General features: G+C 62.7%; 21 protein-coding genes. 8 read left to right on the forward strand and 13 right to left on the reverse strand.

All coding sequences use genetic code 11. The features are described 5' to 3' along the window. Positions 1-2: 2 nt before the first annotated feature. A complete protein-coding gene (locus tag ACR3YK_RS06490; RefSeq protein WP_486174123.1) occupies positions 3-1,238 on the forward strand; it encodes a mechanosensitive ion channel family protein in 1,236 nt (411 codons plus the stop codon). Between the two features lie 12 nt (positions 1,239-1,250). After that, positions 1,251-2,093, forward strand: a complete 843-nt coding sequence (locus ACR3YK_RS06495) for a CPBP family glutamic-type intramembrane protease (RefSeq protein ID WP_486174124.1) — start codon at positions 1,251-1,253, stop codon at positions 2,091-2,093. A 34-nt stretch (positions 2,094-2,127) separates the two neighbouring features. Here the strand turns inward: ACR3YK_RS06495 and ACR3YK_RS06500 are convergent, their stop codons facing one another. From ACR3YK_RS06500 to purS, 3 genes are read right to left on the reverse strand one after another with little or no spacing between them, the layout of a single operon-like run. Next, complete coding sequence (locus tag ACR3YK_RS06500) at positions 2,128-2,592, reverse strand: DUF3817 domain-containing protein (protein WP_486174125.1); 465 nt, start codon at positions 2,590-2,592, stop codon at positions 2,128-2,130. Between the two features lie 18 nt (positions 2,593-2,610). Beyond that, on the reverse strand, positions 2,611-3,309 hold the full coding sequence (gene purQ / locus ACR3YK_RS06505; protein ID WP_486174126.1) for a phosphoribosylformylglycinamidine synthase subunit PurQ: 699 nt from the start codon (positions 3,307-3,309) through the stop codon (positions 2,611-2,613). Continuing rightward, positions 3,309-3,581, reverse strand: coding sequence for a phosphoribosylformylglycinamidine synthase subunit PurS (gene purS, locus ACR3YK_RS06510; protein WP_486174127.1), 273 nt, complete (start codon positions 3,579-3,581; stop codon positions 3,309-3,311). Before purS ends, purQ begins: the two co-directional genes overlap by 1 nt. A 74-nt stretch (positions 3,582-3,655) precedes the next feature. Here purS and ACR3YK_RS06515 point away from each other — a divergent pair, with 74 nt between their 5' ends. Together ACR3YK_RS06515 and ACR3YK_RS06520 are read left to right on the forward strand one after the other, a co-directional pair. Next, positions 3,656-4,909, forward strand: a complete 1,254-nt coding sequence (locus ACR3YK_RS06515) for an MFS transporter (RefSeq protein WP_486174128.1) — start codon at positions 3,656-3,658, stop codon at positions 4,907-4,909. A 119-nt stretch (positions 4,910-5,028) separates the two neighbouring features. Then, the gene (locus ACR3YK_RS06520) at positions 5,029-6,039 is read left to right on the forward strand and encodes a serine hydrolase domain-containing protein (protein WP_486174129.1); all 1,011 of its coding nucleotides are present in this window, start codon (positions 5,029-5,031) and stop codon (positions 6,037-6,039) included. Between the two features lie 58 nt (positions 6,040-6,097). Here the strand turns inward: ACR3YK_RS06520 and ACR3YK_RS06525 are convergent, their stop codons facing one another. From ACR3YK_RS06525 to ACR3YK_RS06545, 5 genes are all read right to left on the reverse strand, one after another. After that, positions 6,098-6,958, reverse strand: a complete 861-nt coding sequence (locus ACR3YK_RS06525) for a VOC family protein (protein WP_486174130.1) — start codon at positions 6,956-6,958, stop codon at positions 6,098-6,100. A gap of 99 nt (positions 6,959-7,057) precedes the next feature. After that, the gene (locus tag ACR3YK_RS06530) at positions 7,058-8,260 is read right to left on the reverse strand and encodes a pyridoxal phosphate-dependent aminotransferase (protein ID WP_486174131.1); all 1,203 of its coding nucleotides are present in this window, start codon (positions 8,258-8,260) and stop codon (positions 7,058-7,060) included. 23 nt (positions 8,261-8,283) lie between these two features. Next, complete coding sequence (locus ACR3YK_RS06535) at positions 8,284-8,823, reverse strand: Lrp/AsnC family transcriptional regulator (RefSeq protein ID WP_486174132.1); 540 nt, start codon at positions 8,821-8,823, stop codon at positions 8,284-8,286. Continuing rightward, positions 8,816-10,165, reverse strand: a complete 1,350-nt coding sequence (locus tag ACR3YK_RS06540) for a M20/M25/M40 family metallo-hydrolase (RefSeq protein ID WP_486174133.1) — start codon at positions 10,163-10,165, stop codon at positions 8,816-8,818. The genes ACR3YK_RS06535 and ACR3YK_RS06540 overlap by 8 nt, the downstream gene beginning before the upstream one ends. Before the next feature lie 2 nt (positions 10,166-10,167). Next, entirely contained in the window at positions 10,168-11,415 is a 1,248-nt protein-coding gene (locus ACR3YK_RS06545) for a M24 family metallopeptidase (RefSeq protein ID WP_486174134.1), read from the reverse strand. A gap of 166 nt (positions 11,416-11,581) precedes the next feature. Between ACR3YK_RS06545 and ACR3YK_RS06550 the strand changes: the two genes are divergently transcribed. Together ACR3YK_RS06550 and ACR3YK_RS06555 are read left to right on the forward strand one after the other, a co-directional pair. Then, positions 11,582-13,195 (forward strand): peptide ABC transporter substrate-binding protein, encoded by a 1,614-nt coding sequence (locus ACR3YK_RS06550; protein ID WP_486174135.1) that lies wholly within the window; start codon positions 11,582-11,584, stop codon positions 13,193-13,195. A 168-nt stretch (positions 13,196-13,363) separates the two neighbouring features. Further along, entirely contained in the window at positions 13,364-14,347 is a 984-nt protein-coding gene (locus ACR3YK_RS06555) for an oxidoreductase (RefSeq protein ID WP_486174136.1), read from the forward strand. Between the two features lie 9 nt (positions 14,348-14,356). On the opposite strand, the gene ACR3YK_RS06560 is transcribed toward ACR3YK_RS06555, so the two are convergent. The 4 genes from ACR3YK_RS06560 to ACR3YK_RS06575 form a co-directional block, all read right to left on the reverse strand. Next, a complete protein-coding gene (locus tag ACR3YK_RS06560) occupies positions 14,357-14,722 on the reverse strand; it encodes a GntR family transcriptional regulator (protein WP_486174137.1) in 366 nt (121 codons plus the stop codon). Beyond that, the gene (locus tag ACR3YK_RS06565) at positions 14,719-15,669 is read right to left on the reverse strand and encodes a hypothetical protein (RefSeq protein ID WP_486174138.1); all 951 of its coding nucleotides are present in this window, start codon (positions 15,667-15,669) and stop codon (positions 14,719-14,721) included. Before ACR3YK_RS06565 ends, ACR3YK_RS06560 begins: the two co-directional genes overlap by 4 nt. Positions 15,670-15,804: 135 nt before the next feature. Then, a complete protein-coding gene (locus tag ACR3YK_RS06570; RefSeq protein ID WP_486174139.1) occupies positions 15,805-16,881 on the reverse strand; it encodes an alkene reductase in 1,077 nt (358 codons plus the stop codon). Between the two features lie 75 nt (positions 16,882-16,956). Continuing rightward, positions 16,957-17,448: a GNAT family N-acetyltransferase gene (locus ACR3YK_RS06575; RefSeq protein ID WP_486174140.1), complete on the reverse strand. Its 492-nt coding sequence runs from the start codon at positions 17,446-17,448 to the stop codon at positions 16,957-16,959. Positions 17,449-17,711: 263 nt separating this feature from the next. Here ACR3YK_RS06575 and ACR3YK_RS06580 point away from each other — a divergent pair, with 263 nt between their 5' ends. Continuing rightward, positions 17,712-18,683 carry a GlxA family transcriptional regulator gene (locus ACR3YK_RS06580; RefSeq protein ID WP_486174141.1) on the forward strand — a complete coding sequence of 324 codons (972 nt, stop codon included), beginning with the start codon at positions 17,712-17,714 and terminating at the stop codon, positions 18,681-18,683. Positions 18,684-18,879: 196 nt separating this feature from the next. After that, entirely contained in the window at positions 18,880-20,532 is a 1,653-nt protein-coding gene (locus tag ACR3YK_RS06585) for a molybdopterin-dependent oxidoreductase (RefSeq protein ID WP_486174142.1), read from the forward strand. Between the two features lie 496 nt (positions 20,533-21,028). Here ACR3YK_RS06585 and ACR3YK_RS06590 read toward each other — a convergent pair whose 3' ends face one another. Beyond that, positions 21,029-21,397, reverse strand: coding sequence for a VOC family protein (locus ACR3YK_RS06590; protein WP_486174143.1), 369 nt, complete (start codon positions 21,395-21,397; stop codon positions 21,029-21,031). Positions 21,398-21,408 lie beyond the last annotated feature (11 nt).

Below are 21,408 nucleotides of genomic sequence, written 5' to 3' on the forward strand. Positions count from 1 at the left end.
GATTGTTTGAATGGGTATCGTGGCTCGGGCTTGCTGTAGCTGTCGTGATTGCGCTCGCAGCTGTCTTTATCGCTATTGGTGTGATCTCCCTTGTAGTGCGGGGAATCGCTCGATTGCGCCCGGGGGTTTATCAGACCCTTGCCCAATCCCGGCAGCGACTGCGGGTGCTCCTGGCATTGCTTGCCGTGTGGGCAGCGGTATCGATCACGCTGCCGGTGAAGGAGTTCAGTGATGTCGTCAACTACGTGTTCCGTATCGCGGTCATCGCGGCGAGCGGGTGGTTGCTCATCGCTATCATCAATCTTCTGCTCAACCGCACTATCGCTCGCTACCCGACGGATGTGCCCGACAACCGTGCTGCACGTCGCGTGCGCACTCAAGTGCAACTGATTCGTCGCGTTCTCACTGCTGTGATCGTCATTCTCACTATCGGCGCCATCTTGCTGACGCTGCCTGGCGCCCAAGCCCTTGGCGCGAGTGTTCTCGCCTCAGCCGGCCTCGTTTCCGTAGTCGCCGGTATCGCCGCGCAATCGGCTCTCGCCAACGTGTTCGCCGGAATCCAACTCGCCTTCAGCGACGCCATCCGAGTGGATGACGTTGTTATTGCCGACGGCGAGTGGGGCCGCATCGAAGAGATCACCCTCACCTACATCGTCGTGAGCATCTGGGATCAGCGCCGCCTCGTGCTGCCCTCCACCTACTTCACGACCACCCCATTCCAGAACTGGACCCGCAACGCCACCGAGCTCCTCGGCGAGATCAACTTCGACCTCGACTGGCGCGTCAACATCGACCAGATGCGCGCTCACCTCAAGAAGATCGTTGCCGAATCCGACCTGTGGGACGGCCGCACCGCCAACATCCAGGTCGTGGATGCCACGGGTGGCTTCGTGCGCGTTCGTGTACTGATCAGCGCCGCAGACTCCGGCGCACAGTGGGACCTCCGCACGCACGTTCGCGAAGAAATGGTCACCTGGCTGCAGGCCAAGAACCCGGCCGCGCTGCCCCGCACGCGCGTACTCATGGTCGAGAATGAGGCGCGCGGCCGCACCAAGGGCGCCGTCGAACCCCAAGACCGTGGTCTCTTTAGCGGCAGCGCCGAAGCGGATGCTCGCCGTCAAGAGTTCACCGGAGCGATTCCCGTTCAGGAGAATGTTCCCGAGAACGTGGTTGGCCCAGAAGAGACCAATGCGGATGAGGCGCAGACCTCGACCGCCAAGCGCACTTCTATCGATTAGGAGCCATGCACGATGCCTGCACTCGACAGCGCTGTCAGTTCGCCCCCACTCAGTTCACGCAGTTGGGGGCTTGTTCCCGCAGCGTTGCTGAGTGGCTCGGCGGTGCTGATGTTCTCCCTGCGGTTGCCACTGCTCGGCTATGTGGTCGTGGCTGTGGCGCTCGCCGCAGCGTGGTTCACCGACAGCCGCAAGCTCACCGAGGGGCTCACGAAAGACCTGCTGCTGATCGCCGTCGGCATGATCATCGTCTCTACGGTGTCGGTTGAAGCCGACATCAGTTGGGGCAACTTCTTCTTGCTGGGGTTCGTGCTGGCAGCGGCGGTTGCCGTGCCCTACGCGCTGTCACGCTTCGTGTTCAAGGATCGCCTCATCCGGTTTCCGTGGCGGGGCGGATGGCCGTGGACCCGCGTTCAGTGGGGCTACCTGTTTCTCGTGCTCTTTCTCGGCTGGCTCATCTTGCCGTTCTACTTCATCACGAGCGGGGTGTACCTCAACTGGCCGATCGTCACGACGCCCGACGAGATCGGCCGCCTCTTTGTTGGTGTGAACGCGGTGGGCACGTGGGATGAGCTGTTCTTCATCCTCACCGTCTTCGTGCTCTTCAAGCGACACTTCCCGGTGTGGCAGGCGAACCTGCTGCAAATGGTGATCTTCGTGGCGTTCCTGTGGGAACTTGGCTACCAGTCGTGGGGACCGCTGCTGACGATCCCGTTCGCGCTGCTGCAGGGCTGGATCTACTCGACCACCAAGTCGCTCGTCTACGTGCTGAGCGTGCACCTACTGTTTGACGCGGTCGTGTTCCTCGTCATCGTGCACGCCAGAAACCCGGGAGTGATCCCGTTCTTTTTGCTGTAGCGAGCGGTGCTGCGAGGCCGCCGATCCGGCGAGGTTACTCTTTGCCGCCGGGAGGGCCCGCAATGAGAAGCACGACGTAGAGCAGAATGACGGCGCCCGCGATGAGGGCCACCAAAATGTACGGGTGGTTCAAGAACCAGCGCATCGTGCGGTCAATCCAACCAGCATCCCGCGGATGATCGGAAGCTTCCTTGCGCCAGTCACCCGTGAGGCGACCCGAGCGTGCCAGCCACAGTTCCACCGGAATCGTGGCGTACGGGATGACCGCGCTGCCAATCGTGAGAACGGCGGTGCCGACGCTCCAGCGCTGGTTCACCGTTAGCAACACGGCAGTGGCACCGTAGGCCAGGAAGACGAAACCGTGAATGGCCCCGCCGATCGACACCGCGACATCCAGCCCCGCCGTAGCGCGCAAGATGAGGCCGGTGATGAGCAGTGTCCACGTGACCGCTTCAGCGAACGCGAGAACGCGGAACAGTGACTTGGGAGTCGCAAACATGAGGCTGAACTTTCAGTTTTAGGCGTTGGCCATTAACGAGTTGATTGCGCTCGTGAAGAACGTGAGGCCGTCGGTGCCCGAGCGCATCGCCGCGCGAGTGTCTGGGCCAAAGCCAGGCTCCGTCGCGTGTTCGGGATGCGGCATCAAGCCGACAACGTTGCCGCGAGCATTCGAGATGCCAGCAATGTCGTTCGCCGACCCGTTGGGGTTGACCTCGAGGTAGCGGAACACAACCTGGCCTTCACCCTCAAGGCGGTCAAGAGTGGTCTGGTCGGCGATGTAGCCGCCCTCACCGTTCTTGAGCGGGATGATGATCTCTTCGTCTTCTTTGAAGGCGTTGCTCCACGCCGTGTCGACATTCTCGACGCGCAGTTTCTGGTCGCGGCAGACAAAGTCACCGTGATCGTTGCGCACGAGGCCGCCAGGAAGAAGGTGGGATTCCACCAAGATCTGGAACCCGTTGCAGATACCCAGAACGGGCATTCCGCCGTTGGCGGCCGCAATGACCTCGCTCATGATGGGCGAGTGGGCTGCGATAGCGCCCGCACGGAGGTAGTCGCCGTAGCTGAAACCACCGGGCAGAACGATGGCATCCACGTTCTTGAGGTCGTGGTCGCCGTGCCACAGGGCTACCGGCTCACCGCCACCCAGCTTGACCGCACGCTGAGCGTCGCGGTCGTCGAGCGAACCCGGGAAGGTGATGACTCCGACGCGCACTATGCGCCCTGAGCGTCGTCGGCACCGCGAGCCTCGCCGACGTAAATCACATCTTCGATCACCGTGTTAGCGAGAAGATCGTTAGCGATCTCGCGGGCCTCAGCCAGCAGCTCCTCGGTGATCGGGCCGTCAACGGTGAGCTCAAAACGCTTACCGATGCGCACCGAAGTGAACTCGCTCTTGTCGAGGCGGACGAGGGCGCCGGCTACGGCCTTGCCCTGAGGATCGAGGATTTCAGCCTTGGGCATTACCTCGACGACGATTGTTGGCACCGAATCACTCCATGATTTCGCGCGGTTGGATGCCCACAGTCTAGCGGAGCCGAGCGGTGCGCCAGACTGTACTCATGGACATCGACCGCGCAGTGCAATCCCGCATCGTCCGCACTCTCGTTGCGGGCCAAGTGCTCGCCGGGTTGGGTCTCGGTGCGACCGTGGCGGTGGGCGCGATTCTGGCTGCCGATCTGGGCGGTGAGGAGCTCTCGGGCGCGGCTGCGACATCCAGCACCCTGGGGGCAGCTCTTGTGTCGATTCCCCTTGCTCGGCTTGCTCAGCGTTGGGGCCGCCGGCCAGCCCTCGCGCTCGGCGCCGGTATCGCGGCGGGTGGCTCGCTCATCACCGTGGTCGCGGTGGGCGTCGCATTTTTCCCGCTGCTCATTCTTGGCTTCGCGATGCTCGGCGTTGGCACCGCGGTTGGCCTGCAGGCGCGCTTTGCGGCGACGGATGCTGCGGCTCCCGAGCACCGCGGTCGTGACCTCTCGCTTGTGGTCTGGTCGACTACGATCGGCGCTGTGGCCGGTCCGAACCTTGTCGGCCCGGGTGAGGCCATTGCTCAGTGGCTGTCGCTGCCCCTCAACACGGGTTCCTTCGTATTCGCGATCGCGGCCCAACTTGCTGCAATGATGCTGTACCTCGTGGCATTGCGCCCCGATCCGCTCGCGCTCGCTCGCAATCGTCCGGTCGACACGGCGGTGGCAGCGGATGCCGGAATCGTGCGCGGTAAAGGCCCGTTGGTCTTCGCCGTTGCTGCTATCGCGATTAGTCACGCGGTGATGGTCTCGATCATGGCAATGACGCCCGTGCACTTAAGTCACCACGGAGCGAGTCTCACGATCATCGGCTTCACGATCAGCCTGCACATCGCCGGCATGTACGCGCTCTCGCCGGTGTTCGGCTGGGCGAGTGACCGGTTCGGCCGCATCCCGACAATTCTTGCTGGGCAGGGCTTCTTCGCGGCATCCGTGGTGGTCGTTGCTCTGGGCGAGCTCAGTAATACGGCTGTCACCGTGGGGCTCGTTTTGCTGGGTCTGGGCTGGAGCGCGTCGACCGTTGCAGGTTCGGCGCTCGTTGCTGACCTGGCCACGGGTAAAACGAAGCTGCGCATTCAGGGTCGAAGCGACACCATCATGAGCCTCGCGGGTGCTCTGGGCGGCGGTTTTGCCGGGCCGATCTTGGCGATGGTCGGGTACGCCGGGCTCGCGTGGGGCGCCGGGGTTCTCGTGCTCATCATCGTCGTGGCCGCGCTCGCCGTGTGGCGAAGCGCCTCTGTGGCCGCCGCCGAAGAGCTGCTGCTGGCGGAGAGTGCCGACGCGGCGTCGTAACCGGATGACTGGAGCTCGCTATTGCACGGTGTGAGCGCCGGGAGCGCACTCAGCAATCGTCAAGGTCACCCACAGCATCCGGCGAACAAATGGCGAGTCAGACTGGGTAGGCTCGCACTATGGACACCACGGGACTCGACGATTTTCTTGAGCACAACGACTTCTCTGGCACGGTCCTGATTAAGCGGGGCAATGCCACCATTTACGAAGCTGTCGCCGGTCAGGCTAGCCAGCGTTGGGACGTACCGAACACGGCAGATACCCGCTTCGATTCCAGCTCCATCACCAAGCTCTTCACGAGCGTGGCGGTACTGCAGCAAGTGTCGAAGAATAACCTCGACCTTGAGACATCCATTCATCACTATGTCGACCTCGCCGATACCGAGATCGACCCCGCCGTCACGCTGCTGCATGTGCTCACGCACACGAGCGGCATTGCGGATGACGTGGATGAAGAAGAGGGCGAAAGCTACGCCGACCTGTGGGCAGAGTTCCCCACCTACACCATTCTTGAGCCCGCCGACCAGCTCCCCACCTTTGTGAACAAGGAGCCACTGGCCGAGCCCGGCGTCGAGTGCATTTACACGAACGCGGGCTATGTGCTTGCCGGTCTGGCGCTTGAGAAAGTCACCAAGAGCGACTACCGCCAGTACATTTTCGACGAGGTCTTCACGCCAGCAGGCATGATCGATTCGGGGTTCTATGACCGTCGGGATGCCGCACCGCGCGTTGCCGAGGGCTGGGACTACATCGACGGCCGTTGGGTTTCCAACATCTACAGTGCCCCGCCCATTGGTCTGCCCGATGGCGGAGCGCACGTTACCGCTGCCGACCTCGTGCGTTTCATCCAGGCCGTGCGCAACGGTGAGCTTCTCGACACCGAGTTCACGGAAGAGTTTCTCACCCCGCAGGTTCAGTACGACGACGAGACCTGGTACGGCTTCGGCCTTGAGTTCGACATGAACGAAGACGGCAGCGTACGCAGCTACTTCGCCGACGGTGTGAGCCCCGGCGCCTCCGGAATCGTTCGCCACTACCTCGAGAACGGTCTCGACGTTGTCGTGCTCTCGAACTCCGAAGAGGGCGCCTGGCCGGTCATCCGCGAGATCGACGAACGCCTCGGCGGGTAACGTGGCGGTTCGCTCGTTCGCTCGCTAGTATTTCCGGCGGCTAGCGCGCTAGTGCACGCTACGGCGCGGTGCTCACGCGAATCTGGTTGGCCCACGGGTCATCGAAGCTGAGGGTCTGACCATCGTGACGCAGCGGGATGCCGTGGTGCGTCATCCGTTCACCTAATGCTCCGAGGTCGTCGGCGTTCGGCACCGCTATGTCGATTTGGGCGAGTCCGAGTGCGGGCAGGCGCGGACCGGCACCACTGGAGTTCCACGTGTTCATGGCCATGTGGTGGTGGTAGCCGCCGGCGCTCACGAACACGGCGCTGCCGGGAATCTCGGTGGTCGCTTCGAAGCCAAGCTGGTTCACATAGAACTCGCGCGCGGTTGCGACGTCACCGACTTGCAGGTGCACGTGGCCGACACGGGCGCCACCGATCACGGGTCGTTCGACTGCCGCCTCGGTGAGGTTCTCTTGCAAGAAGTCGTTGGGGTCGAGAAACAGGGTCGCCATTTCGATCGCCCCGTGGGTCCAGCTCCACTGGGTGCGGTCGCGATCCCAGTACAGTTCGACGCCATTGCCCTCGGGGTCGGTGAAGTAGAAGGCCTTGCTCACGAGGTGGTCGGCGCTGCCGGTGAACGTCTTCGGGTAGCGAGTGGCAACCGAGTAGACGGATGCCGCGAGCGCTTCTTCCGTGTCGAACAGGATGGCCGTGTGGAACAGCCCGGCATCGCGAGGGCTCGCGTGCTTGAGCGCGGGTGAATGCTTGAGGATCACGACGGGTGTGGTGCCGCGCCCGAGAACGACCTTGTCAGAAGACTCGCTGAGCACCGTGAGGGCCACGGCATCCCGGTAGTACGCGGTGAGCGCGTCGAGGTTTGCAACGCTGAGCGTGACGGCGCCCATTGCGGTGTCGGCGGCAAGGAGGTCGGTCATGATGCCTACAACCTTGCCGCCACCAGCGGTATTCCGAAAGCCCCTTCGAGCGGAACAGTCGAACGGGACTGTCGAACGGGGTGCGGAGAGCGCGCGAATCTAAGCGGCGGCGCTGACGCCTTTGAGCTCCGCGAATTCGCGCAGGCCAGCGGCCAAGCGCGAGACGCCTTCTTGGAAGACTTCGTCGCGACCGTTCGAGCCGTACATCACGCGGATGTAGCCTTCGCCGGCCGACCCGAACCAGTTGCCGGGCGAGACTCCGAGCTGCTGAGTTTCGACGAGGTGCTTGACCACTTCGAGCGAGGTGCCGAGCTCGGAGACGTTCACCCAGTGGTAGAAACCACCGGCCGGCATCGACGCGCCAACACCGGGGATGCCCTGGAGTGCATCGTAGATGTCGTGGCGGCGCTTGTTGTAGATCGTGAACCACTCGTCGGTGTAGGTGGGGTTCTCGTAGGCTGCGGCAACACCGTACTGGGCGAAGGTGTTGGTGGGGCCCACGTAGTTGAAGGTCGCGATCTTGAGCATCGGCATGATCTCGGCCGGAGCAACGAGGTAGCCCACACGGAAGCCGGTGAGGCCGAGGTCTTTCGAGGTTCCGAAAACGGTGAGGGTGCGCTCACGCATGCCCGGCAGAGTGGCGAAGTTCACGTACTCTGCGCCGTCGTAAATCTGGCGCTCGAAGTCTTGGTCGACGATCACGCCGAGGTCGAACTCTTCAGCAAGAGCGGCTAGCTCCAACAGGTTTTCGCGCGTGTAGACGGTGCCGGTGGGGTTGTTGGGGTTGGTGATCACGATGGCGCGGGTGCGTTCTGTGATGCGCGAGCGGAATTCATCCATCCGCAGAGCGAAGCCGTCTTCTTCGTAGGTCGGAACCTCAACGCAGACCGCGCCCATCTGGTGGATGTCGTTGATGTTCTCCGCGAAGCCGGGGCTTGTCACGAGAACCTCATCACCCTGCCCGGGGCGGATGCAAATGCGAATCGAGAGAAAGAGGGTGAAGGCTGAGCTGGGGCCCACCATCAGTTCGGTTTCGGGGTCGATCTCCATGCCGTTGAAGTCGCGCAGCTTGTTCACGAGCGCGGTCTTGAGGCGAGGTTCGGCGTAGCCGTTGTCGAGCGAGTAGTGAGTCTTGCCCTCGTCGAGCGCCTGCTTGGTGGCGTCGATGACGTGGTCGGGGAGGCACTTGTCTGGTGCGAACGGGTCGGCACCCATCATCATGATCCGACGCTCAGGATCGAGCCCTGCGTAGAGGGAAAAGTCGGGGGCGGCGAGGTCTCGCCACGAATCATCGATGCGCACGGGGCTACTTTCTGTTGGGGCGGTTAGTCGTCTAAGTCGAGAATGTGGGTGAGCGGCGACGTGTCGTCGACGCGGCCCAAGCTGATCATGGCTTCCACGCGCTGAAGACCGGCAACGGCTCCGAGTTTCTCCAGCAGGAGCGTCTGCAGCTCGGCGTGATCCTTCAACCGGAAGCGCGCCATCATGTCGTAGGTGCCGCTCAGAATTAGAATCTCGGTGAGCGAGGGGATCGCCTGCAGAGCCTCGATGACGGTCAACATTTTGGCGTCCGCAGTGATCTTGATGGGGATCACAACGAGCATGGGGCGACCCATGGCCGACCAGTCCATCTCGATGCTGCGGCGGCGAATGACACCCGTGCGTTCGAGGCGCGCAACGCGCTCGCCCACACTGGGGGCCGACATCCCGACGAGTGCACCGAGGCTGCGCAGCGAGACGCTGGCATCTTCGTGCAAGTGGCGAATCAGTTGAAGGTCAACCGGGTCAAGCTCGACCTTGGGGGTACTCGGCTCGAGTAGATCAATGATCTTGGATGCTTCGGTGGCCGCTACCGGATCAGTCATTGTTCGCGAACCCGTTGGCCTCAAGGTTGTTGAGCAGGTCAAGAGTGAACTGGATGTGGGTGAGGTAGTCCTCGAGGTAGCCGTGTTCGTTGTAGCCGTGCATATTTCCCTCCGGTCGCAATGTTCCGGTAGGCGAAATCAGGGGAGCCCCGAGATGCTCCAGGAAGAATGCTCCGGGACCGGAACCAGTCATCACATCGTAGATGACGGGTTCTGCCTCGAAAGCTTTCGTCGCAGCTTCGAGAACGGAGACCGCGAACGGAGTGTCTACCGGCGAGAACGCTGGCTGCATGGTGCGGATGAGCTCGACCTGAATGTCGGGAGCGGTCTCAGCGAGGAACACCTTCACGGTCTCGAAGCAGGCCTGCGGGTCCATGCCGGGAACGAGCCCGAAGCGAACCTTTGCGGTGCCCTTCGCCGGAACGCTGTGGCTGACGCTGGGGTCGATGTCGAAGCCCGAGAGGCTCATCGACGGGGTGAAGATGAACCGTTCCTTCAGCTCCGCCTCGGGCAGATCCTTGAGGGGGCTGATGCCGGGGACGCTGATGGCGTCGCCGGGAAGTGAAAGTTCTTGCGTGCGAGCCTTCGCCGCGGCATCCGGGCGCAGCGCAGAATCCGTGAAACCGGGAACGGCGATGAGGCCGTCCTCGGTGACGAGAGACGTGATTGCGCGCATCAACTCGAGCGGTGCGGAACGCAGAATTTGCGAGTACGAGGGGTGTTGATTGGAAGCCAGGATGTTCAGGCTCAGGCTGATCTCCATGCCGCCACGGCATCCGAAGCCGACTGCGGGGCGACCATCGTCTTCACGAAGGTAGCTTTCCCACAGCACGGCGTCGGCGCTGAGGCGTTCGGCATTCTCGGCCAACACTGTTTCGAGGCCAGGGCTACCGATCTCTTCACACGGGTCGGCGAGGTAGATCATGCTGTACGGCAAGCCGTTCGGGTGATCCTCGATGAACAGTTCGAGAGCGCGTAGGCGGCTCGTGACATCGGCCTTATCGTCACAGGCACCGCGGGCCCACATGGCACCGTCGCGGATTTCGGAGTCGAAGGGCCCCGAGATCCACTGGTCGAGGTCGCCGACAGGCTGCACGTCGTAGTGGTTGTAGAGCATGAGCGTTTTGTCGCTCGCTCCGGGGAAGTAGGCGACGACGACCGGCCCGTATTCGGGAATCTCGATGCGTTCAACGCGCTCGCTGAGTCGGCGAAGCTTCTGCTCCAGCCAGTCAGCGGCAGCTTCGATTGCAACACGATCGCTCGCCACGGAGGGGAAGCGACAGAATTCCTGCCATTCGCGGATGCTCTGCTCGCGAGCGGCATCAATACGGGGGTCGCGCACGCTTAGACTCCTCGGGAAATCGCGACGGGGGTGAGCTCGTAGGGGTAGTCCGTGATGAGCTCTGCACCGTCTTCGGTGACGAGAACGATGTCTTCGAGGCGGACTCCGCCGAAGCCCTGGCGGTAGCAGCCGGGCTCGATGGCGATCACGTCACCGGCAACCAACACGGCGTCGTTCTGGCCAAGGCCGGGAGCTTCGTGAACTTCGAGGCCGATTCCGTGGCCGAGGCTGTGGAAGTAGCCCTCGTTGAGAACCTCGCCCGGCTTCTTGGTGAGCTGCGTGGGGTAACCCGCGTTGCTGATCGGCTCGCACGAGATGCGGTGCAGCTCGGCTACGGGGAGACCGGGGCGGATGGCTGCGAGCGTGTTGTCGAAGGCTTCCTTCACGATGCGCCAGTAGGTCTGGAGCTCTTCGTTGATCTCGCCCTTGACGAAGGTGCGGGTCATGTCGGAGTTTCCACCGGACGCGGTGTCGCGGGGGCAGATGTCGACCGTGACGGGCTCGCCCTCGAAGATCTGGCCCGAGCCAGCGTGGTGGCCAATGCATGTCTGCTCGCCGTGAGCCACGATGAGGCCGGCGTCTTCGCAACCGTTGCGCAAGAAGGCGGCGCGGATGCCCGTCTTCAGGTCTTCACACGTGAGGGGCTTGCCGTCGATGAGCAATCCGCCATCGGCGCCGACCGTTGCGGCTTCCATCTGGGTGGCGACGTGGGCGACGCCGGCTTCGGCGGCGATCTGAGCGCGGCGCATGCCAGCGAGTTCGGCGGGTGACTTTACGCGGCGACGCATCTCGAAGAGGTCGTTGTCGACGTTGAGCTCGATGCCGGCGGCACGGAGGTGGTCGGCGACGCCGAGCGGGAAGGTGGAGGGAACGCTCGCGCTTTTCACTCCGGTGCGGGCGCATGCCTCAACCAGGCAGTTGAGCTCGGCGAGGTCGGGACTTTGCCCAGCCGAGCGGAAGTCATCGAAGCCGAGCTCTTCAAGAGGGAAGACGGTCATGTTGTCGACATCGCGCATCCGGGCTGCTTCAAGGGACTTGATGGCGGTGTACCGCTTTCCGTCGACCTCGATGTAGAGGAACGGGTCGTGCACCTCGTGGGTGATTACGTGCCGCATATCGGCGGACATCGTGCTCGAAAACATGAGGATTGGCGCGCTCGTCATCGTCTCTACTTCTTTCTCTGCTCGGTGCGGCGGGATGCCGTCATGGCGAAACCCTACGGCATCCACCTGAAAGCAATGATAGGTCATGTGTCGTTTTTGTAAACTTTTGTAAGGCACCACGGCTTTTGAACCTAACAACGAGGTAACATTCTGACTGTTTACGCTAGGAGTCGAGCTATCGCCCCTAAAGTATTCCCAACGCCCGGGGCAGCTCACCGATTGCACCGTAGGCGCTCATTGCACAGGAGGAACCATGAAGACAGCACGTTTCGGGGTAGGCGCAGTAGCGCTCGTCTCTGTTGTCTCGCTCACTCTCGCTGGCTGCGCAAGCAGTGACAACGGCGGAGAATCGGGCGACATCAACAAGGTCATCACGACAAACGGAAGCGAGCCCCTGGGCCCGCTCATCACCACGGGAACCACCGAAGTGGGTGGCGGCAAGATCCTGACCTCCATCTATGCGGGTCTGGTTACCTACGCGGCTGACGGAAGCATCCAGAACGACGTCGCTGAGTCGATTGAGTCAGAAGACGGCCAGAATTGGACCGTCACCCTCAAGGATGGTTGGACCTTCACGAACGGTGAAGCTGTCACCTCGCAGTCGTTTATCGACGCCTGGACCTACGGCGCCACGTTCAGCAACGCGCAGGCTTCTTCCTACTTCTTCGACAACATCGAAGGCTTCAACTATGAAGAAGACGCAGAACTCACCGGCCTCACCGCCGTTGACGACCTGACGTTCGAAGTAGCTCTCACCTCGCCCGAAGCTGACTGGCCCCTGCGCCTCGGCTACACGGCGTTCATGCCGCTGCCGACCGTCGCTTTCGAGGACATGGAAGCCTACGGCGAGAACCCCATCGGTAACGGTCCGTACATGATGGACGGCGAAGACGCGTGGCAGCACGACGTTCAAATCGACCTCGTGACGAACCCTGACTATGACGGTGTTCGCACCCCCGCCAACGGTGGAGTGACCTTCAAGTTCTACACCTCGCAGGATGCTGCCTACGCAGACGTTCTGGGGGGAAACCTTGACATCCTCGACGCTGTTCCCGACAGTGCGTTCAGCATCTTTGAGGACGAATTCGGCGACCGTGCCATCAACCAGCCTGCAGCCATTTTCCAGGGCTTCAACATCCCCTTCTACCTTGAGCACTTCAGCGGGGAAGAGGGAGAGTTGCGTCGCGCCGCTATCTCGATGTCGATCGACCGTGACGAGATCACCGACGTAATCTTCCAGGGCACTCGCACGCCGGCCACCGACTTCACGTCGCCCGTCGTAGACGGCTACTCGAGTTCGCTCAAGGGTGCCGACGTGCTGCAGTACAACCCCGAAGAAGCTCAGAAGTTGTGGGCTGAAGCTGACGCCATCGCACCGTACGGTGACACTGTGTTCGACATCGCGTACAACGCCGACGGCGGACACCAAGCATGGGCTGAAGCTGTAGCAAACAGCATCAAGAACACGCTCGGTATTGAAGCTGTTGGCAAGTCGTACCCCGACTTCAAGTCCTCACTCGAGGACCGTGTTGCTGGCACGCTGACCGGTGGAACGCGCGCCGGATGGCAGGCCGACTACCCGTCGCTGTACAACTTCCTCGCACCCCTGTACCAGACCGGTGCCGGTTCGAACTTCGAGGGATACACCAACCCCGAGTTCGACGCGATCCTGAAGGAGGGTGCAGCTGCTGAGTCCGTCGACGAGGCAACCGCGCTCTACCAGCAGGCTCAGGAAGTTCTGCTCAAGGACCTGCCCAGCATTCCGCTGTGGTACTCCAACGCCACCGGCGTCTCGGCTGACACGGTCGAGAACGTTGAGTTCGGTTGGGATTCGGTTCCGCTGTACTTCCAGGTCACCAAGAGCTAATACCGCTCACGTGAGCTAGCACCAGGGATCAAGCCCGGGTCGACTTCGGTCGGCCCGGGCTTTTCTCTGTTCGCGTGAGGTGGGGCGTTGTTCGAAAGACGGCAAATTGTCTGGGAGTGTGCTGGCGCGCTTGACCTAGAGTGCGCTCCAACTCTTAGAGTCACAAGCATGATCTCCTCCGCAGAAATGATCGCCCGCCAACAGCCCCTCGAATCAAGTTTCGGCTACCGCAGTACGGCATCCGAAGTAATTGCCGGCTTCGACCTCGCCGGCAAGACCGCTGTCGTCACCGGCGGCTACTCGGGCCTCGGCTTTGAAACCGTGAAGGCGCTCGCCGACGCGGGCATGACAGTAATCGTTCCTGCCCGTCGCCCCGACAAGGCAGCGGAAGTGCTCGCCGGTGTTGACGGCGTTCAGATCGAGGCGATGGACCTCGGCGACCTCGACTCCGTCGCCGCCTTCACCGCCGGGATGCGCGACGCAGGCACCCCCGTTGACCTCATGATCAACGCCGCCGCCGTCATGGCAACGCCCGAACTGCGCACCGCTCAAGGGTGGGACCTGCAGTTCGGCACCAACCTGCTCGGGCACTTCGCGCTCGTCGCGGGCCTCGAGCCGCTGCTGCAGGATGGCGCACGCATCGTGTCGTACTCGTCCGTTGGCCACTGGCGCTCACCCGTGAACTTCGACGACATCAACTTCGACTCCACCGACTACGAGCCCTGGGTTGCCTATGGCCAGTCGAAGACAGCGGATGCCCTTCTCGCTGTTGCGCTGGATGCTCGCCTGACCGGCCGTGGCATCCACGCGTTCTCGGTGCACCCCGGTGGCATCATGACTGATCTGCAGCGCAACATGCCCCGCGAAGAACTGCTTGCTCGTCAGTGGATCGACGAAGACGGCAACCCGAACCCGCTGTTCAAGACGCCTGCCGAAGGTGCATCCACGGGACTGTGGGCGGCAACCGCTCCCGAGCTCGCCGACCGTGGCGGTGCCTACTGCGAAGACTGCTCCATCAAGGGTGTGGTGGCCGATGACCACACTGACATGATGACTGGCGGCGCCAAGGCGTGGGCGATCGATCCCGAGGCTGCCGAGAAGCTCTGGGCTGTTGCGGTCGAGGCGACCGGCTTGGATCCGTTCACTAGCTAGCGGGCGGCCCTAATCGTCCCTCTCTTGCGACGCCCAGATCGCACGAAGAACCCGGGTGGTTTCTTCGAGGTCGACACCTGCGCGCCCGCTGGTTTCAGCGAGAGCGCGCGCAGCTTCGACAACGGCGAGAGGTGTAGCCGATGCCGTTGCGCTGACGCGGGTTCCTCCTCCGGTGTGGGTGCGAAGGTGTCCTTCAGATTCGAGCGCTTTGTAGGCTTTCGCGACCGTTCCGGGGGCAACGCCGAGGTCTTTTGCAAGTTGCCGAACTGACGGTATTCGTTCGCCAGCGGCCAAAGTTCCGGCGGCAATAAGGCCGCGAATTTGGTCGCGAATTTGGTCGGCAGCGGGGGAGGACCCCGCCAAGCTAATCATCATGATCGAACGGTGGCGGTGGCGGTGGCGGTGGCGGTGCCGGGGCTCGTGCGACGCATGAACGCCGCAGAAAGTAGAACCCCGAACCAGAGCGCATATCCGAGAGCAGCAATGCCGAGGCCGATAAAGAGGAGAGCTGGCTGCATCGCAGCAAACGGGGTTGTCCACGAACCCCAGCCATTTTCGCCGATGGCGGCGCCGCCCCGCAATGACGCTGTATTGGACAGTGACGTGAATATTGAGCCGAGGTGAATCAGGAGAGCTCCGCTCGCGATAGCGAGGATATTCCGGGTTCTGAGGTGACGCATCCGCACATCGTCGTCGAGGTTGGCGCTGAGCGAAGGGCGGGCGATGAGCCAGAGTACGACGATGGTGACCGCGATGAGTGCGGCGAGAAGCATCAACGCAGGCACCGAGTAGTACCAGCCGTAGATTCGGGTTCCGAACGAGATTGAGCTCCCGGCATCCACGGTGTAGTTGCGCCAGAGGCCCTCTTCGTCTGGTTCGGAAGCCATCCCGGCCAGCACGGAAACGGTGACGATCGTGCCGACAATTGTGGTGACGCTAGCGAACCACCACCGACGGCCGAAGCTGAACGGTGTTCGCCGGGTGAGGCTTGCGTGACCACGCGGTGTGTGGGGGCCGATGGGTATGGCACAGAGCGCGACGGCGAGGATTCCGATCGCGAGAGCCCAGAGAACGCGCATCTCGAATACCCATAGCGGAAGATGCTCGGACAACGGGGGCTGGAGTACGGGGAACCCGATGGCCGCATTCAGGTAAATGAGGCCGGTCAGAGCTAGGGAAGTCGCGGTCGCCGTGACTGCAGCGGTCAGTCCGGTGGGCAGCCGCCTTGTGCGCCCTCGTGTCAGCCACCACGCAACTGCCAGTGCCAGCCCAATGATGATGGAGCGGAAACTCAACCAGATGAGTACGACGAGATCGGGCATGGAGGCAGCTCCGTAAAGATTGAATGTACTAATGGCAAAGTACATTCAATGTAGCACGCACTTGGTACACTTGAGAGACCAAATGTCGTCAAAATGCCAGAAACGTCATTCGTGGCTGGCCGCTCAAGTGGCGCGTTAGCTTGGCTCGAAGGTCGGGTAGTCCGTGTAGCCCTCGGGACCGGCGCCGTAGAAGGTGGCGGCGTCGGGCGTGTTCAGCGGCAGGTTTTCTTGCCAGCGATAGACCAGGTCGGGGTTGGCGAGGGCTGGGCGGCCCACGACAACTCCTTCGGCGTGACCGTCGCGCACGAGCTCGAGTGCTTCGTCGCGAGTCGTCATCTGTTGAAAGCCGCTGTTAAGCAGCACCGGTCCGCCAAAGCGGGCGCGCAGCTCTTGCACGAAGGTGCCGGTGGGGTCGGCGTTGAGCACGCTGAGGTACGCAAGCCCTAGTGGGGCAAGGCCGTCGACCAGCGCGCCGTAAGTCGCGAGGGCATCCGCATCGTCTGTTTCTAGGGCGTCTTGGATGTTGTGTTGTGGTGAGATGCGCAGGCCAACGCGGCCGGCACCGATCGCCTCGGCGACCGCGGTAGCGACTTCGATCACGAAGCGAGCGCGGTTTTTGGGGGAGCCGCCGTACTGGCCCTCGCGCTGGTTGGAGGTGGGGGAGAGAAACTCGTGCAGCAGGTAGCCGTTGGCGGAGTGAAGCTCCACGCCGTCGAAGCCCGCCTCGACGGCGTTGCGCGAGGCCGTCACGAACTCGTCAATCACACCGGTGAGCTCGTCATCGGTGAGCGCATGCGGAACCGGGTAGGGCTGCTTGCCGTCGTAGGTGTGGGTCTGGCTGTTGATCGCGATCGCGCTCGGGCCGACCACGGGGTATCCGCCGTTGGTGGCTTCGTGGGTTACTCGCCCGGCGTGCATCACTTGTGCGACGATCTGGCCGCCCGCCGCGTGCACTGCGTCGGTGACGTGCTGCCATCCCACGAGCTGTTCGGGCTCGACTAGGCCGGGCTGACCCGGAAAACCCTGCCCGGCGTGGCTCGGGTAGGTGCCCTCAGACACGATCAGGCCGAGCGAGGCGCGCTGGGCATAGTGCTCGACGACCATCGGGCCGGGAACGCCGGTCTTCCCCGAGCGGGTGCGAGTGAGCGGTGCCATCACCAAGCGGTTGGAGAGGTTCAGCTCGCCGAGGGTCGTGGGAGAAAACAAGTTCACAGCGGATCTCTTTCTGTCGGTCGTATCAACGTCAACACCGACTGGCACGCACTATTCCTCCCTGAGAAGATGCTCCTATTTGCGGCCCGGACTGAGCGTCTTGCGCATTTGCTGCGTGGTGACGGCGTAGCCCGAAGAGTCGTACAGCGAGACGGCGGGCGTGTTGTGCCCGAACACGTTTAGCTCGAGAGCAGGCACCCCAGCATCCACGACAGCGGCTTCGACTGCGGCGAGAAGTGCGCGACCGAAGCCCATGCCGCGGCGCTCTTCTGCCACGTGGATGTCGTACAGAAACGCCAAGTCGGGTGACCCTTGCGGGTGGTCGAGACTGACCCACGCGTGCCCGACAGTCGCGCCGTCGGCATCCGTTGCCTGCAGGAACAGCATGCGCGGAGTGTTCATGCCCTGCGGCAGGCGTGAGGTGTTGTCGGCGATAGCCCGCTCGACCGAACCTTCGAGCGGCCAGCGCCCGATCGCGACTTGCTCCGCGGCGAATTCTGCGGTCGTTGCGTGTTGCCACGCGTCAAACTCGCTCGCGGTCATGGGGCGGACGTTCACTGTGCTCATGGAGCAATGATCGCAGAGCAGTGATGGCAGAGGTCTAAGGTAGGCGGCTCCAATCGTTGGGAATTCGGCGGCTGCCCCCTTGGGGGAGTTCGCGGATGGTGCCCACAATGGCGAGGGCTGAGACGGTGGCGATAATGATTGCGATGAACATGGCACCAACGCTACGATCGTATAAATAGTGCCAACAGTGGCAGCTATGCCATCTATCGAACGAATACTGCCAACTTTGTGAGTGGCGTATCCAGTGAAGAGTTGAGGTTCCCATGGAGCGCGTCGCAGTCATCGTGCAGGACGGATTCACGCCATTCGAGTTCGGGCTCGCCTGCGAAGCCTTCGGACTCGATCGCACGGATGACGGCATCCAGCCATTCGATTTTCGGGTGCTCACTGCAGACCCGGGCGCGATCCGCAGCAGTATCGGCTACACGATGAACGTCGACAACGACCTGTCGTTCGCCGATGAGGCAGACGTGATTGTGCTCACCCCGATTCCTCGTGCAATGTGGGGAACCGTGGATGCCCGAGTCTCCGCAGTGCTCGAGCGGGCGGTCGCGCGCGGAGCCTGGGTGCTGGCCATCTGTAGCGGCTCGTTCACTTTGGCGGCATCCGGACTGCTGGATGGACGCCGCGCAACAACGCACTGGATGTACGCGCAGACCTTTGCCGAGATGTATCCCCAGATCGACGTCGACCCCGACGTTCTCTATGTGCAGGATGACCGCATCATCACGAGTGCGGGAACGGCGGCGGGTATCGACGCCTGCCTGCACCTCTTTCGGCAAGAACTCGGGGCAGAAATCACGAATCGCATCGCGCGCCGCATGGTGATCGCGCCGCAGCGAGATGGCGGCCAAGCGCAGTTCATCAACAAGCCCTTGCCGGTCGTGAAATCCGAATCGTTTGCCGCGGTGACCGATTGGATGCTGCAGAACCTTCGCGAGGAGTTGCCGGTCGAGGAGCTTGCTCACCGCGCGCAAATGTCGTCGCGCACCTTCGCCCGACGCTTCAAAACGGATCTCGGCACCACCCCCGCAGCCTGGCTCGGGAGGCAACGACTGCTGCACGCGCAACGACTTCTTGAGGAGACCGAGCTGGGGCTCGAGCAAGTGGCGTGGGAGAGCGGCTTCGGTTCCGCTGCTGTTCTTCGCCAGAACTTTGCGCGCAAACTTGGCCTCACGCCCAGCGCCTACCGCAGTCGCTTCAGCTGCGGCACGTACGAGCCCGTCTCGGCCTAGCGCAGCGACTCGCCCCGATTCACTGCCAATTCTTACGGTTTTGACTCATCTTGAACCCTGCCGCCGTCTATACAGCAGCCGCGTCTAGGGTTGGTTGTGACTCCTGTTTCGGCGGTTCTGGAAGAGGGCGTTCAAAGTCCAGCCCGGCGTCTAGACCCCCGGTCTCTCGTCTTACTGAGGAAGAAGCGATTTGCCTGTGACCACCGCGACGAAGACTGCCCCGCCCGTCGAACTGAGCGTAAAGCGCATCCGCACCTGGTCGGCAGTTCTTGGCGTGCTCAGTGCTGCCGTGGTGCTCGCCGTCGCCGAATTCTTTGCCGTGTTCATCTCTCCCGCCAGCAGCCCCGTGCTTGCTGTCGGTTCCCTCGTCATTGACCTCGCGCCGTCATGGTTGAAAGACCTCACGATCGCGCTCTTCGGCACCAACGACAAGATTGTGCTGCTGCTGTGCGTGGGGCTGCTCGTGCTGGTTCTCGCTGTGGCAATCGGTCTCGTTGAATACGCGCGGCCCAGCTGGGGCGTCATCCTGCTCGTCTTCGTCGGCGTGATCGCGACGATCGCCGTGACAACCCGCGCCCAAGCGACGGCAAGCTGGCCGATGCCCACCGTTCTCGGCGTCGTCGCTGGCGTTCTCGTGTTGCGCATCACCATGATTCGGTTGCGACGCTGGGTGAACTCTGCCCCGGTCGCTCCCGCCACGACGCCTGCCGGAAGCGCGGCGGCCGCGCGTGCCGCTAGCGCTCAACGGTCATCCGCCACTCCCACCCGGGTGCCGGCCGCGTCGCGTCGCGATTTTCTGCGCATCGTGGGTGTGGCATCCGTCGGTGCAGTTCTCGTGGGCGTCGGCGCTCGCGTCGTCAATGCCAGCGCCACGGTTGTGGATGCCGTGCGTACCGCCCTCAAGCTGCCGGCGCCGGCCATTGCCGCCCCTGCCATCCCCGCCAGCGCGAGTCTCGATGTGCCCGGCATCTCGTCGCTCATCACCCCGAACTCAAACTTCTACCGCATCGATACCGCCCTCGTCGTTCCCAATGTCGATGCGGATGAGTGGCGACTGCGCATCACCGGAATGGTCGAGAACGAGATCGAGCTTTCCTTCGCCGAACTGCTTGAGCTACCCCTTGTCGAGACTGCTGCGACGCTTTCGTGCGTCTCGAACGTTGTCGGTGGCGATCTCGTCGGCAACGCCATGTGGCTGGGCTACCCCATCCGCGATCTGCTCGCGAAAGCGAAACCGCTGGCGGGGGCCGACATGGTGCTCTCGCGCAGCATCGACGGCTTCACGGCCAGTACGCCCCTCGAAGCGCTGCAAGATGAAAACCGCGAAAGCATTTTGGCGGTCGGGATGAATGGCGAGCCGCTCCCGCAACAGCACGGCTTTCCGGTGCGGATGGTCGTGCCTGGGCTGTACGGCTACGTCTCCGCCACGAAGTGGGTTGTCGAGATGCAAGTGACGCGTTTCGCCGATGCCACGGCGTATTGGACTGATCGTGGTTGGTCGGCCAAAGGCCCTGTCAAGACTCAGTCCCGCATCGATGTGCCGAGCGCAAGCGCCACGGTCGAAGCGGGTACTGTCGCCGTGGCTGGTGTCGCTTGGGCCCCGAACACCGGAATCGCTGGCGTCGAAGTCCGCATCGACGGCGGCGCGTGGCAGGATGCCGAACTGGCGACCGCGATCTCCGCAGACACCTGGGTGCAGTGGGTCTACCCGTGGGAAGCCACCAGCGGCAACCACATTATCGAAGTGCGGGCCACGGATGCTGACGGCACAACGCAGTCGGAAACTCCCGTTCCCGTCGTACCCGACGGTGCCGAGGGCTGGCATCGGGTTGGGGTGCAAGTCTCGTAGCTTCGCGGGGCGAGTAGCTGTAGCGGGGACTCAAGAGCAGTTGTCTGTGTCGATCGGCTCGACGCCGTAGGACTCAAGAAACCAATGCAGCGCATGCAGCAGCCGCGAGGGCACGGCAGGGCGCTGGTCGGCCGGCGGCCTCGAGGATTACGGCGAGCTCATCGTGCAATTCAACGAGATGCCAGCGGGAAGCTAGCACCCGAAATTCTCCTTACGGGCCATGGCCCGCAGGTTCGTCCCTCATCGGACGTCACTGTGAGCAACCCTGCGATTGTGCACGGGGATCATGATGAGGCCCGGAAGAAACAGGAGGACCACGAGGGCGGAGCTCCAATAGCCGCCCGCAATTGCTGAGGCCCAACCAAGGAGAATCATGCTCTCGATCCCACCACGCCCAAACCTGGAAAGCAAGTGTCGCTCAGGTTAGATCTGTCCGTGGTCTAGTCGTGGGTGAGAGTCGGCGCGCGGCGTTGTCGCTGTGCAGTGTGCTTGTGAACTACGCACGGTCGTGGAGCGTGATCTGGTAGCCATCGAGGTCGGCGAACGTAAAGGTGCGCCCGAAGGGGCCATCAACGGGAGCCGAGGTGATTGTGATGCCGTCGGCAGCGAGGGCGTCGTGGATGCTTTGAGTGTCAGTGGCGTGCATCCAGATGCCGACGCCGAGTCCGAGTTGCGAGACCGAGTCGAGGTCAACGCCGGGGGCGGGGGCGCGCACTGCGAAAGCTGTCGCGGTGGTGCCGAAAACGATCGCGTGGGGCGGCCCGGGCTGGCGGCTGAAGCCGAGGTATTTTTCGTAGAAGGCGCCCGCGGCTTCGAGGTCGCGAACTTGCAATGAGATGAAATCGGGGCCGGATGCGGGGTTCATAGTTCTCCTTT

The organism is Salinibacterium sp. 10G20-15 (assembly GCF_057365065.1).